The sequence below is a fragment of the Mucilaginibacter limnophilus genome (genome assembly GCF_004005815.1).
GTDB classification, from domain to species: domain Bacteria; phylum Bacteroidota; class Bacteroidia; order Sphingobacteriales; family Sphingobacteriaceae; genus Mucilaginibacter; species Mucilaginibacter limnophilus.
Genome location: NZ_SACK01000010.1, coordinates 26429 through 40230 on the forward strand (window position 1 = coordinate 26429; position 13802 = coordinate 40230).

Consider the following 13802-nt stretch of genomic DNA (forward strand, 5'->3'; position numbering starts at 1 on the left):
CGCCTTAATGGCATTGTATTATAATTTTTATCTAAATTGTGATATTGTAATTATGATGAGTGCCGATACCTGTTATTAACTGACAACGACCCCTGAACTGCCTGGCATGCACATAAAGAACAGACTTACAGCACTGCTTTATAACGATGGCAGCGTTTACCGCCTGCTGCTTATCGCCATGTGCGCCGCCGGCCCGGTACTCCATTATCTTTGTGCCGATAATTTGTTTGATCCATTCTATCTGCGTGCCGCCAACAGCATATTATGCCTGATAACGCTGGCGCTGTCTTTCATACCAAATCGCCTTTATTATCGCGTTAGCTTATACCTAACCATGATTGCGATGATTGCTACCAACAACGGCATTCTTTTGAGCGAAAACAACTTTGCAAGGGTTTATATGTTCAGCTCGCTTATCATATTTATGGGGCTGGCATTATTGTGCAAAAGGCGAAGGGAGTTTGCAGGTCTTATCATACTCAACACAGCGGCTGTTTTTATAGCTTATTTTTACTCGCCTGATCCGCAAATTGGCATTGTAACATTTACTTTATTACAGCTTGCTTTTGCAACTATCTGCTGCGTTGCATACGTTATCCGCCGCAATTTGCATTATAAATTTAAAAAAGCGGTTAACCGCCTTACCCAGCTTAATCAAAGCCTTGTACAAAATCAGCAGAAACTTCGTGAAAGCCGTAACCAGTTACATGCGCTTATTAACTCGATAAACGATATTGTTTTTGAAGTAGACGAGCAAAAGAACATCCTCAACGTATGGTTTAATGAGCAATTACCCCTTCACTTTAACCCACGCGACCTGCTGATGCGACCTTTGGATGAGATTATCGGCTACGAAAAGGCGCTTCCCTTTGGCAATGCAGTCGACTATGTATTGCAGCACAAAAAAGGCACATCACTTGAGTTTCGTTCGGTGTTTGGGTACGACAAGTGGTTTATGGCTAAACTAATGCCTGTAATTGACAGGGAAGGTAATTACACGTCGCGTATTTCAGTAGCTATCACCGATATTTCCGGTCAGAAAAAATATGAACAAGCCTTAAAAGATAACGAGGCTCTGTTACTTGAAGCGCATGCCATAGCCAAATTGGGTAACTGGTGGTTTGATAATGAAACTAAGCAAAATTACTGGTCGGGCAACCTGTTCAAGCTGCTTGAAATGCATCATATGCCCGACAATGCCGACAAGTTTAGTGTTTATATAAACCTGGTACATCCTGATGATCTGGAAAGCGCTAAAGCCTTTTTTGCCGACATTGTTACCAGTAGCATAAAAACATTTGAGCATAAGATTATAACCCCAAAAGGCAATCTGAAATACATGAAAGTTGTGCGGGGCGATATTGTGTATGATGAGCGTGGCAATTTCAAAAGAATATCAGGCGTAATACAGGACATTACCGAGATTAGGCTTTCCGAAAAATCGGCCAAGGTAAACCGTGCTGAACTGATAGAGGCGCAAACCATTGCCAAAATAGGTAACTGGAGCATCAACGCTAATAGGGTGGCCACATGGTCAGACGAGGTGAATAATATTTACGAATCGCGCAGAGCAGTCAATGCTTCCCGTTACTATGCAAGAGCGATTTTAAAACACGTTCATCCTGATGACAAGTACATTGTTAAAAAACTTTTGAAAAGCCCGGCAAGCGCTACTGATACCTCTTATGAATACCGCATTATCACCCCATCGGGCAAGGTTAAACACCTTAGTATTATAGTAGGGAAGCTTTTACTGCGCGATGGTAACCTGCGCAAGATAATAGGCACTATACAGGATATAACCGAACGGAAAAATGCTGAGATAGAATTCAAACGCAGTGAAAATAAATACCGTTTGGTGCTTGAAACGGTAAAACTGGCTGCCGTTACTGTTGACAGCAGCGGCGCAGTTATTTTTTGCAACCGGTTTTTGGCCGACCTTTTAGGACATGAACAGCACGAAATAATTGGCCGTAACTGGATAGATAGTTTTATTCCTGATAATTTACGTGAACATCTGAAAAGCTGGATAGCTACAAGTAATGCGAAAGCGCACTTTATTAACCCGGTAATTTGCCGCGATGGCGAACAACGCATTATCAGTTGGCAAAACACAGTTACCTATAACGAATTAGGAGATATAAAAGAAATTACAGCCATTGGTGAAGATATCACAGATCAGCAAAAGGCAACACAGGAGCTTATATCTGCCAAAGAGGACGCCGAGCGTTCATCAAAATTCAAGTCGGAGTTCCTCTCAACTATGAGCCATGAGATCCGTACTCCAATGAACGCTGTTATCGGCGCCACCAACCTGCTTTTAACTGATAGCCCTAAACCGGAGCAGTTGGAATATCTCAATACGTTAAAATTTTCGGGCGAAAACCTGCTGGCCATTATCAACGACATACTTGACTATAATAAAATAGAAGCCGGCAAATTAGAGCTTAACCGCGCACCGGTAAACCTGCAACAATTAACGCAAAGGATCTGGCAGTCGTTTACGTTAAGAGCGAAGGAAAAAGGTATCGACCTGAAACTTATTGCTGATAGTACTTTACCCGAGTATATACTTGCCGACCAGGGCCGTTTAAGCCAGATACTGAACAATCTGATTAGCAATGCTGTAAAATTCACGCATATTGGCGGTGTGTTTATCAATATTGATAAAGCTGCAGAAACTGACACTCATGTTGATATAGCCTTTAGTGTTACAGATACCGGCATAGGTATAGCTCCTGAAAACTTAAATGTTATTTTCGACCCGTTCATCCAGGAAACACAAACCTCAGGCGATTACGGCGGTACCGGCCTCGGACTTGCTATAACCAAACGTTTGATCGAACTGCATCAAAGCACTATAAGGGTAAGCAGTGAGGTAAATAAAGGCACCCGCTTTACGTTTACTATCCAATTTGAGCTGCCGGGTAAACATGAAAAAACACCTGAATCTATACAAATAGCGAATAATATATCTCAGGACTTAAAGGGCATGCGTGTACTGGTAGTTGATGATAACCGCATGAACCTGCTGATTGCCTCAAAGTTTTTGAAAAAATGGCACGCCCAGGTTGACGAAGCCCTAAACGGAAAACTGGCGGTTGATATGGCCGAGAATACCAATTACGACCTCATTATTATGGACCTGCAAATGCCTGTAATGGATGGTTTTGAAGCTACCCGTATCATCAAAAAAATACATCCGAATATCCCGGTAATAGCTTTAACCGCCGACGCCATGCCCGAAACCTTTAACAAGGCGTTTGAGGCCGGTATTGCCGATTTTCTGACCAAACCGTTTTTACCCGAAACCTTGTTTGAGAAGGTGTCAAAACACCGGGAAAGAATGGGTCAGCAGCAATAAGAATTATTGGATAACTTCTTTAACCGTGCCGCACTCCAGCATGGCATCACCGTAGTAAGGGTTTTTGATCTCTTTTATTTCAGATAGCCAGTAGCCGCCTTTGCCGTCGTTAGCCATAGGACAATAGCTAACATAGGTGGTTTGCCCGGTTTTTATACCTTTTGCAAGTGGAATAATGTCTTTGCTAAGGGTTAAAAACGCTTTGCGCTGATCTTCAATACTGCCCGCCGAAGCTATTTCACGGGCCATGCTTGCCGCTTCAGCGCATCCCTTTACTTCTATCAGTTCATCTTCAAGGGCGGCAGCGGCTTTTTTACCGGCTTCAGCATCCGATTTTACAAGTTCGTTCTTTAGAGCGATGTATGAGGAAAGTACCTTGTTTACATTTTGGCTGTCGGGCACGGTGGCGTCGGCTTGTTGCGTGGTATCGCTAACTTTGCTATCCTGTTTTTTTGCCTCATTGTTACAGGCCGATGCCATAAACATTGCCATGCAGGCAGCGGTAATAAATATCTTTCTCATAATTGCACTTGTATTAGTTTGACCGTATGGCATCAACCGGGTTAAGCCTTGCTGCAAACCAAGCCGGTATTATACCCGAAATTACACCAATTAACGCTGATGAAACAACGCCAATCAGGATATTGTTTAAGCCGAGCACTATCTCAACATCGGCAATGCCTTTAATAGCCAGAGTGCACAAGTATACAAAAAACAATCCCAATATGCCTCCCAGCACGCAAAGTACAATGGCCTCTATCAAAAACTGTATCAGTATAAAATAATTTTTAGCGCCAAGCGATTTCTGAATGCCGATGATATTGGTACGTTCTTTCACAGACACGAACATGATGTTAGCGATACCAAACCCGCCTACCAGTATGGAAAATATACCAATAAAAAATCCGGCTGCGTTAATAACCGTAAACAGTTGATCGAGTTGATTAGTCACCAGGGTGGTTTTGTTAAGCGAGAAGTTATCCTCCTGGCCCGGGCGCAAACGTCGTATCGAACGCATTAGTCCGCGCAGTTCGCTTTCAACTTCTGCCTCGCTGATGCCCGGCTTACCTTTTACTACAATTTGCTGTTGGTAACGCTCGCCTTTTATATCCACAATATTGCGCACAAAGTTTAATGGCAGCAGTATCTGCTTGTCTGACGATATATCGAGCAAATCCTCGCCCTCTTTAGCAAACACTCCTACCACCATAACATTACGGCCCATTATTTTTATGCGCTTGCCAACGGCATCCCCCGCAGGGAATAAGTGATCAGCAATGTCATACCCAATAACAGCCACCGGCGCGCCCGTGCGCGATTCAACGTCGGTAAAATATCGTCCGTCGGCATACTCGTAATTCCAGGTTTGGGCATGCTCGTGCGAAACCGCGTATAACACAACACCATCAATAGTGTTGCTTTGGTATTTTACCTTACGCCTGTCAACAAACATTTCAAACGAAATAGCAGCAGCGGTTTGGCTGCGTTCCTGCAACAATTTCTGCTCACGTATTGCCGGTATAGGGCGCTGGTAATATTTCCACCACGGGTAGTCATCAGAGAAAAGCCATGGCCATTTTTGTATGTATATACTATTGTTACCCAGCTTATCAACACTTTTTTGCAGATTGCCCCTGAAGGTATCAACAGCCGAAAAAACAAGTATAATGGTGAATATACCAATGGTTACGCCAAGCAATGAAAGCAGTGTGCGCAGCTTGTTTTGTATAATGGCATCGTAAGCGAACAGGAAGCTTTCGCGAAGTAGTTTTAAAAAGATCATACGCTGTGATTACTTTTTTTAGACACCGGCATACTGTTTTGGTTACACATTATAAAAAATTAATATGACAAGGGCAAACACAAACCCGCTGTAAAAGTGTTAAATAATACTAATAATTTTTCATACATTTGCGCCCTAAAAATCCCATATAAAAAAATATGAAATTATCGCAGTTTAAATTCAATTTGCCCGAATCGTTAATCGCACACACTCCTTCTGAAACAAGGGATGAGTCGCGCTTAATGGTACTGCACCGCGATACCGGCAAAATTGAGCATAAAATATTCAAAAATATACTCGATTATTTCGACGATAAGGATGTAATGATCCTGAATAACACCAAAGTATTCCCGGCGCGTTTGTATGGCAATAAAGAAAAAACCGGCGCCACCATTGAGGTTTTCCTGTTAAGGGAACTCAATAAAGAACTTCGCCTGTGGGACGTTTTGGTTGACCCGGCACGTAAAATACGCGTTGGCAATAAACTATATTTTGGTGATGATGATCTGCTGATTGCCGAAGTGGTTGACAACACTACCTCACGTGGCCGTACCATTCGTTTCTTGTTCGACGGTACCGACGAGGAATTCCGCCGCAATGTTGAGATATTGGGTGAAACCCCGCTTCCAAAATACATTAAGCGCAAAGCTACCGCCGAAGATAAAGAACGCTACCAAACCATTTTTGCAAAACACGAGGGCGCAGTGGCTGCTCCTACCGCTGGTTTGCACTTTAGCCGCGAGCTGATGAAACGCCTTGAACTTAAAGGTGTAGAGTTTGCTGAGGTAACGCTGCACGTTGGTTTAGGTACTTTCCGCCCGGTTGAGGTTGAAGACCTTACCAAACATAAAATGGATTCGGAGCAATTCATCATCGAGCAAAAACAAGCTGACATTGTTAACCGTGGCATTGAGCGTAAAAGCCGCATTTGCGCGGTAGGCACAACAAGTATGCGTACTATCGAGTCGGCAGTATCAGCTAATAAAACACTGAAAGCCGCTAACGACTGGACCAGCAAGTTCATCTTCCCGCCGTATGATTTCAGCATCGCTAACTCAATGGTAACCAATTTCCACACCCCTGAGTCGACCCTGCTGATGATGATATGCGCATTTGGCGGTTACGAACATGTAATGAACGCCTATGAAGTAGCCGTAAAAGAAAAATACCGTTTCTATAGCTACGGCGACGCCATGCTGATCATCTAAGTTTTTTAGATTTAAGATATTTAATAAGAGATGTAAGATTACTTGCATCTCTTTTTTTGTTTAACAAATATTATCAAAAAGCCGTCATTGCTGTAAAGATTAGCTAATTCGGTAACAGAATTAGTTAACCTTTACAGCAATGACGCGACAGTTAATATGTATATTCTCCAACATATTTCTCATCTTTAACCTGTATTGCAACAGTAGTATATGTCTCAAATCTTAAATCTAACATCTCAAATCTCAGCTAAAGCCATAATAGTTGCCGGAGGCACGGGCACGCGTATGCAGTCGCCTTTGTTAAAGCAATTCATATTGCTTAACGGCCGGCCGCTATTGTTTTATACTATTGAAACTTTTTATGGTTCGGCATATTCACCGGAGATCATACTTGTATTACACCCAGATTTTCATGATTACTGGCGAAATCTGTGTAAAGAATATTCTTTCAAGATACCTCACAAACTTGTTGAAGGTGGCAACAGCCGCTTTCAATCGGTAAAAAACGGCCTTGACACCATTGCTGATACCGAAGCCATTATAGCCGTGCACGACGCTGTCAGACCTCTCACCGGTAAAAAAATAATTGATGAAGCTTATACTTATGCTGCAGAAAATGGCAATGCTGTTGTAGCTGTACAAAGCCGTGATTCGGTAAGGCAGTTAAAGGATGACATTTCAACCGCCTTGGTAAGAAGTGAGATTTACCTGGTGCAAACGCCGCAAACGTTTAAAGCTTCTCAACTGCATGAGGCGTACCGTCAGCCATTTAGCGACGACTTTACTGATGATGCCAGTGTAGTTGAAAGGGCCGGCTTTAACATTAATCTTATTGAAGGAAGTTACACCAATCTTAAAATTACTTATCCTGAAGATATTGCAATAGCCGAACTTCTATTAAACAAAAAGCCATCCGCATAGCAGATGGCTTTTGTGTTTCGTAAGTAAATTTACGCTCGTCTTATTACGCCTAACAGCAAAGCTATAATGGCAATTACTAATAAAACGTGAATCAGATTTCCTGCATGGTTAAAGAAAAATCCGAATATCCATCCTATAACAAGGATGACAGCGATGATGTACAATAAACCTCTCATGTTGCAAAGTTTTAGTTGTTGAATGTTTCTGATAATACAACTAAAATCATTCCAAAAGGTTCTGTCGTTTTGAAAAAGAAATATTACAATAAAGATTTACTGCAATATAAGTATGGCTTAATATTCGTCCTCGTTAAAAAAGAAATCGTCTTTTGTAGGGTAATCAGGCCATATTTCTTCAATATTTTCATACGGCTCGCCATCATCTTCCAATGCCTGCAGGTTTTCAATTACTTCAACGGGTGCTCCCGAACGTATTGCGTAATCAATTAACTCATCTTTAGTTGCCGGCCATGGTGCATCTTCAAGGTGCGATGCTAATTCGAGTGTCCAATACATATTTTAAACTGATTTAATCGTTGATTTTAAAGTTTCGCAAAAGTATAATATTTAAAAGCGGAATATCAATATTTTTTTTCACATTTTCACAAGCGTGGCAGCCACTCATTTTCTGGTATTTGCCCATCAGCAGCCAGCTTCCGCGCCAGCATAAACAGGTAATCGCTTAGGCGGTTTAAATAAATGATAACTTTTTCGTCAACCATACTTTCTTCGGCCAGATGAACAACTATCCGTTCGGCCCGGCGGCAAACGCAGCGTGCCACATGGCAATATGAAATAGCGGTACTTCCGCCGGGTAAAATAAAATGCTTCAGTTCGGGAAGGTAGCTGTTCATGGCATCCATTTCACTTTCCAATAACTCAATATCTGCCGTATGAAGGTCGGGAATCACCATTTTCGACTTTTCCGGATCAGCAGCAAGTGATGCCCCTATTGTGAACAGCCTGTCCTGTATATGTTTTAGTATGTCGCGATAGGCCGCGGCCTCAGGCTGATCGCGTATCAGGCCGATGTATGAGTTCAGTTCGTCAACAGTACCATAACTTTCAATACGCAAATGGTATTTAGGCACGCGCGTACCGCCTATTAACGAGGTATAACCCTTATCGCCTGTTTTTGTATATATCTTCATTTTACGATGCAATTAAACAAATAACAAACTGTTATTATATAACCTTTACGTAATTATTTACATTTAGCACAACTTAGCAATTGTTTATGAAACCGGCAATGCTCTCAATTAAGTTAACCATTACCGCCCTTACTGCTGTTATGCTGGCTGCTTTAAGCTGTGGCAATACACAAAAAGCCAATAACAATGTATCGGGTAAACCTGCCTTTGCTGCCCTAAAAAGCATATTAAGCGAAGCAAAATACAACGAGCTTTTTCCGCAACGCGATACTTTTTATAGTTATAGCGCTTTTATACAGGCTGCACAGGAGCTCGGCAGTATCAAAATCAAGATCACCAAACGTGCTTACCAGGCGCTGCAAATGGTGCGGATAGATAAAACAACCGGTAAGCAAACGGTTATCCGTCAGGATGAAGGTTTTAATGAAGACTGGGCGCGCTCAAAGCCCGACAGTATTTATCATATCGATTTCGGTAAGTTTTGTACCGAAAAGGATATTCAAACCAATAAAAAAGAACTGGCGGCATTTTTTGCACAGGTTGCCCATGAAACCCGTCTTGGTCAAAATGGTAAGTATAACGACGGGCTGATGCTTCGGCGGGAAAAAACTGAAGAAGCTTATGTTTACCCGAATGAGGAATACCCGGCAGTTGCAGGCAAAAAATATTACGGACGTGGTCCCTTACAGCTAAGCTGGAACGGCAATTATGGTTATGCATCGCATTGTATTTTCGGCAATAAAGATGTGCTGCTTAATAAACCCGAACTGATAGAGCAAAACGCGGTAATTGCCTTTAAAACGGCTATTTATTTCTGGATGACGCCGCAGTCGCCCAAACCATCGGCACATGATGCCATTACAGGCGACTGGCAGCCTACGGCTGATGATAAAGCAAAAGGCCGTGTACCCGGCTTTGGCAATACAATAAACATCATAAACGGCGCCCTTGAGTGCGGCAAAGGCGACGATAACCCCAACATGCTCGACCGCATTGGCTTTTACAGACACTTTTTAGCCATGCTTGGCGCCAAGGATGATAATTGCGCCTGCTCGTGCGGAAAGATGGTGGCATATGCTTATTGATAAGCAGCTATTAATTAAAATTATTCGAAGGATGCTGGGCTTTTACTTTTAGTACATTCCCCAAGCCACCAGCGCTGCAACAAGCGTATTCAAAAAGTTAATCAAATTGTTGCCGATATAATGCTTACGCTCAAACGCAGCACCGAAAACCGAATCGGCCAGATTGCCTGTAGTACCCGCGATAGTGATAAGGATAAACACACCGACATGCCATCCAAACCCAATGGCATAAATAGCGGCAGCAATGGCACTGCCCGCAGTGCCTATCAGCGTTCCTTCAAGGCTGATAACACCGTCAAGCCCGGGTTGATCACGTTTAATTGTGAGGATATTGAAGAACCGCCGCCCGTAAACCATTCCCAGTTCTGATGATAGCGTATCACCCATGGCGGCGGCCAGCGAAGCAGCTATCATCACACTTAACAGCGTTTCATATTTAGGATACAGAAACAAGCTGAGCAACCCGAAAATGGCTGGCACACCGCTGTTAGCCAGCACCTGAGCGGCGGTACGCCTTCCTTCATGCTTTTCATCAGCGTTAAGTTTGCGTTTGATATCTTTTTTGAAGGATGTAGCCGCCGAACCTATTACAAAGAATGCAGCCATAATAGAAATGCCCGCATAGCCTGCACCGATGTAAACCAGAAAACCTGTTACGCCGCCCGTGAGTGCGGCAGGTATAGTAAGCTTACTGGCCATAACAGCGCCAAGCATCCCTGCTATCAGTATTATGAAAATAAGGTAATGGGACATAGCAATGGCCTCAAAGATAATTGATTTGATACCTTTGCAGTTACATGAATGATATTTTAGGCCAGGCTATTTACAACTATCAGCATAATGAAAGAAAACACAAACTTTGGATACACAACCGGTATGGCGCCAAAGAAGAGATGCCTGTGAAAACCTATTTCAGGGATGAAGATAACATGCCCGACCTGGAATGGCTGGCGCTAAACGAATGTCGTGGTAAAGTGCTTGACATTGGCGCAGGCGCCGGAAGCCATGCGCTTATTTTGCAGGAAAGAGGCTTTGACGTTACCGCCCTTGAAATATCACCACTTGCTGCGAAAGTAATGCAAGAGCGTGGCGTAAGTAACATTATTGAAACTGATATTTTTAAATACAATTCGCAACAGTATGACACCTTGCTGCTGTTAATGAACGGTATTGGCCTCACCGGATCTTTACGAAACCTGCGCGCCTTTTTACGCCATGCAAAAACGTTGCTCAACAAAGGCGGCCAATTGCTGTTCGACTCGTCTGACGTGACATACCTGTATGAAGATGGTCTTCCCAAAGACAGGTATCATGGCGAAATATGGTATGAATACGAATATCAGCGCCAAAAAAGCGGCTGGTTTAGCTGGCTATATATTGATAAGCAAACGCTGCTAAAAATTGCCGGTGAAGAAGGCTGGACAACCGAAGTATTGCTTGAAGATGAGCTTGGGCAATATTTGGTGCGGCTGATGCAAGTTAATTCATTGTAGCTTCTTCACTTTCATTTTGTGCTGTATCAGTTTCAGGATTCTCATATCTATAATTAGTAAGTGGATAAGGTATAATAAAAGTTTCTTTCACCCTCACCGACCTCGTAAAATATAGCAGCCATATACTCCCTATTATAATGCTTTTAATTAAGGCGGTTAATGCGGTTGATGAAATTGCATCATTATGTAAACCGGAAATAAATATATAATCGGCAAGATTTATTACTACTACGACAATAAAGTACCCTTTAATATAGGATGGCAAAATATCCCGGCGGGTTAACAGCATAACCAGGCAAAATATGGAATAACTGAAAATAAGTACGTTTGCCAGTACCTCATAAACCAATGTTACTTTATACCTAGCATCGTACGCGGTAGCTGCATAATTATTCCAGGTACTTAGTTTAAAGTAATCTTCGTTTAGCAAGTGGTAAACAGTAATAACAGGTGTTAATATCAATCCTAAAGCAATTAAAATAAGCCAGCCGCCAATAGGTGTAAAGTGCATTCCCCATTCTAATATAATACCCGGAGTTTCACGGGTATATATTTTTAATGCTATAACTGCTAATATCAGCATAAAAAGCAATGCCCCTACTATCATCCATATATTGGCCTCGGCTGATACTGGAACTCCATCCGGTGTATAAACAAAAGAATAAGCAAGCAGCTTATCATTCAACTTTTTAATATCTTTCCTAAACTCATCCAATTTGTTTACAGGCACATGGTCTGAAAGATAAGCGAAGTAATAATTCAAATTAAGCGTATCGCCTGATGTTTCAGTACGTGAGGCAAATTCATAATCAGCCCTTTTTATTTCCTTTTTTTCTTCCTCAACACTCCAGCCTCCATTTAATATTATACGTATGTTGTAATCAATATTAAAGGGATAATTAACGCCAACCGGTGTGTTAGTTTTAGGACTTATTGAAGGCAACTGCTCATTTATATAATTTGCAAAAAAACTTGCCGAATACTTATGAGTGGAACTGTCTTCCTTTAAGAAATCTTCAATTCGATAATGCTCGTTTACTGTAATAATATTATTCTCAACATCATCTGTTACCGTTACAGAATCTGCCGACTCTATTTTAGGATACAGCTTTGAATAATAATCCAGATAATTCTTTTCAGTTTCGGCCATCCCTGTGGATGCCAGTTGCTCGCGTATATAATCGGCACGGTTTGATTTGTAAATACTGGTAACACTTAATTCAACAGGCCGGTTCTCTGCGGTAATAGTGTATGTTTCGATACATTTCAAAGTGCCTTTTTTTGAAGGCTGTATCACGGTTAATCCTATAGTTCCCGGTTTCAATACAAGTCCTTTTTTGTACTCGGGGAAATAAATATCGGTACCTTTGCCGCGTTGGTATGATATAGTGGGGTCAACCCATATTGTTTTACCATTAATGTTGGCTACTACAACCGCATGGTTAAATATGTTATGAGCAGGTAAAAAATTTTGTACCCTGTCTTTTTGCACCGTATTTATCAAAGCCATCGAAGCATCAATACCGCCGGCTTTTAATAGTGAAACCAATAACAGCGACTTATCTTTACAATCACCATAACGTTGAGCAAATACTTTTGAAGGATCATTAGCGCGATGCGAATACTCGCCTATTTCAATACCCATATACCGAACCTCGTCCTGTACTATTGTCACTGCATTTCTGAAATACTTTTCCTTGTCATTCCCTGCATCAGCCTTAAGCTTTGAAACCTCCTGCTGCAATTCTCCTTTAAATTTTGTACTTACCGGATTGATCTTCAGCGCCCATTCGGCTACTTCATTCCAACTGCTGTAATCAGTTGCCTGCACATAAGCGAAGTTGTTAAACCAGCCGGGCTGTGATTCTGCATCCTTCCCTCCCGGCACCATAAAGCTTTCCCAAGTGTAAACTTTTAAGCCATTTTTATCTGTTTGCACAGGCTTTGTTGTTGTATTAAAATACTTTAAACGTAATGGTCGTTTATCTGAATATATTAAAGAGATAAACTCATGAGCAATGGTTTGATATCCCTGTAAATAAATAAACCGTGAAAATTTGTTGTTAAAAATAGGGTTGGCTCCAGTGATAGTGTATGAATATTCGATACGGTCGCCTTTTCTGATGTCATCAAGCACATACAAAGCCGAGTAACTGCCTTTGTATATAAAACTTAATAATTCGTTTTCATTGGCCAATACTTTAAATGCTGAATGCTTAAGACGGTTCAAAGGCTTGCCGTTTCGCCAAACGGTTATTTCATGAAAATCAATACGCTCAAAAGAAGGTTCAAATTCAATGGAGATTTGTGAGCCGTTTTGTATACCTGCTTCAGAAATAATTTCCCGGATAACGTGATTATACGAAGCTTTATTCTCAACATGTATCTGCTCTTCAACAAGCGCAAAAAAGTAACCGTTTTGAATGGTTCTTAATGAAGGCTTTTTGTTATATGGATTACAGGGTAATACCCACGATGGCTTTGGCGATACGTGTATAGCTGGCTCAGCAAAAGCGGGGGCAAATACGAATATTGATATAAATAAAAGCCAATTTTTACAGCTCAATATCGGGTTTAGGTACTTTCTCATTTGTGTCGTTGAAATTAAATAAAGTTTCTAAACTTTAAATTGTTGCAACGAAGATTTATATAATGATCCATAAACCGGGCTGATAAGCAAGGTAACTGGATAACAATCTATTACATAGATATAGGCTGCGTTCAGGCGGATTGAGAATAAAGGCAAGGTTTTATTATAAATTTTTAATTATTAGTTGTATTAAATTTGTTAAAAAACA

12 protein-coding genes are annotated in these 13802 nt (G+C 41.5%); 5 read left to right on the forward strand and 7 right to left on the reverse strand.

The window, feature by feature from the left end; all coding sequences use genetic code 11:
- Nucleotides 1–106 precede the first annotated feature (106 nt).
- On the forward strand, nucleotides 107–3364 hold the full coding sequence (locus tag EOD41_RS18245) for a PAS domain S-box protein (RefSeq protein WP_127707641.1): 3258 nt from the start codon (nucleotides 107–109) through the stop codon (nucleotides 3362–3364).
- A gap of 3 nt (nucleotides 3365–3367) precedes the next feature.
- On the opposite strand, the gene EOD41_RS18250 is transcribed toward EOD41_RS18245, so the two are convergent.
- Nucleotides 3368–3886 carry a DUF3347 domain-containing protein gene (locus EOD41_RS18250; RefSeq protein WP_164849981.1) on the reverse strand — a complete coding sequence of 173 codons (519 nt, stop codon included), beginning with the start codon at nucleotides 3884–3886 and terminating at the stop codon, nucleotides 3368–3370.
- Nucleotides 3887–3899: 13 nt separating this feature from the next.
- Nucleotides 3900–5147, reverse strand: a complete 1248-nt coding sequence (locus EOD41_RS18255; protein ID WP_127707645.1) for an ABC transporter permease — start codon at nucleotides 5145–5147, stop codon at nucleotides 3900–3902.
- Nucleotides 5148–5305: 158 nt separating this feature from the next.
- Here EOD41_RS18255 and queA point away from each other — a divergent pair, with 158 nt between their 5' ends.
- Together queA and EOD41_RS18265 are read left to right on the forward strand one after the other, a co-directional pair.
- Nucleotides 5306–6355: a tRNA preQ1(34) S-adenosylmethionine ribosyltransferase-isomerase QueA gene (gene queA / locus EOD41_RS18260; RefSeq protein WP_127707647.1), complete on the forward strand. Its 1050-nt coding sequence runs from the start codon at nucleotides 5306–5308 to the stop codon at nucleotides 6353–6355.
- 210 nt (nucleotides 6356–6565) lie between these two features.
- The gene (locus EOD41_RS18265; RefSeq protein WP_127707649.1) at nucleotides 6566–7276 is read left to right on the forward strand and encodes a 2-C-methyl-D-erythritol 4-phosphate cytidylyltransferase; all 711 of its coding nucleotides are present in this window, start codon (nucleotides 6566–6568) and stop codon (nucleotides 7274–7276) included.
- 29 nt (nucleotides 7277–7305) lie between these two features.
- Here EOD41_RS18265 and EOD41_RS18270 read toward each other — a convergent pair whose 3' ends face one another.
- From EOD41_RS18270 to EOD41_RS18280, 3 genes are all read right to left on the reverse strand, one after another.
- Nucleotides 7306–7452 carry a lmo0937 family membrane protein gene (locus tag EOD41_RS18270; protein WP_127707651.1) on the reverse strand — a complete coding sequence of 49 codons (147 nt, stop codon included), beginning with the start codon at nucleotides 7450–7452 and terminating at the stop codon, nucleotides 7306–7308.
- A 117-nt stretch (nucleotides 7453–7569) separates the two neighbouring features.
- Nucleotides 7570–7791, reverse strand: coding sequence for a DUF2795 domain-containing protein (locus EOD41_RS18275; RefSeq protein WP_002996718.1), 222 nt, complete (start codon nucleotides 7789–7791; stop codon nucleotides 7570–7572).
- An 86-nt stretch (nucleotides 7792–7877) separates the two neighbouring features.
- Complete coding sequence (locus EOD41_RS18280; protein ID WP_127707653.1) at nucleotides 7878–8426, reverse strand: cob(I)yrinic acid a,c-diamide adenosyltransferase; 549 nt, start codon at nucleotides 8424–8426, stop codon at nucleotides 7878–7880.
- 86 nt (nucleotides 8427–8512) lie between these two features.
- Between EOD41_RS18280 and EOD41_RS18285 the strand changes: the two genes are divergently transcribed.
- The gene (locus EOD41_RS18285) at nucleotides 8513–9511 is read left to right on the forward strand and encodes a chitinase (protein ID WP_127707655.1); all 999 of its coding nucleotides are present in this window, start codon (nucleotides 8513–8515) and stop codon (nucleotides 9509–9511) included.
- A 48-nt stretch (nucleotides 9512–9559) separates the two neighbouring features.
- Here the strand turns inward: EOD41_RS18285 and EOD41_RS18290 are convergent, their stop codons facing one another.
- Nucleotides 9560–10264, reverse strand: a complete 705-nt coding sequence (locus EOD41_RS18290; protein WP_127707657.1) for a DUF92 domain-containing protein — start codon at nucleotides 10262–10264, stop codon at nucleotides 9560–9562.
- A gap of 44 nt (nucleotides 10265–10308) precedes the next feature.
- On the opposite strand from EOD41_RS18290, the gene EOD41_RS18295 reads away from it, so the two are divergent.
- The gene (locus EOD41_RS18295) at nucleotides 10309–11004 is read left to right on the forward strand and encodes a class I SAM-dependent methyltransferase (protein ID WP_127707659.1); all 696 of its coding nucleotides are present in this window, start codon (nucleotides 10309–10311) and stop codon (nucleotides 11002–11004) included.
- Here EOD41_RS18295 and EOD41_RS18300 read toward each other — a convergent pair.
- Nucleotides 10991–13594, reverse strand: coding sequence for a DUF3857 domain-containing protein (locus tag EOD41_RS18300; protein ID WP_127707661.1), 2604 nt, complete (start codon nucleotides 13592–13594; stop codon nucleotides 10991–10993). The genes EOD41_RS18295 and EOD41_RS18300 overlap by 14 nt on opposite strands.
- Between the last annotated feature and the right edge of the window lie 208 nt (nucleotides 13595–13802).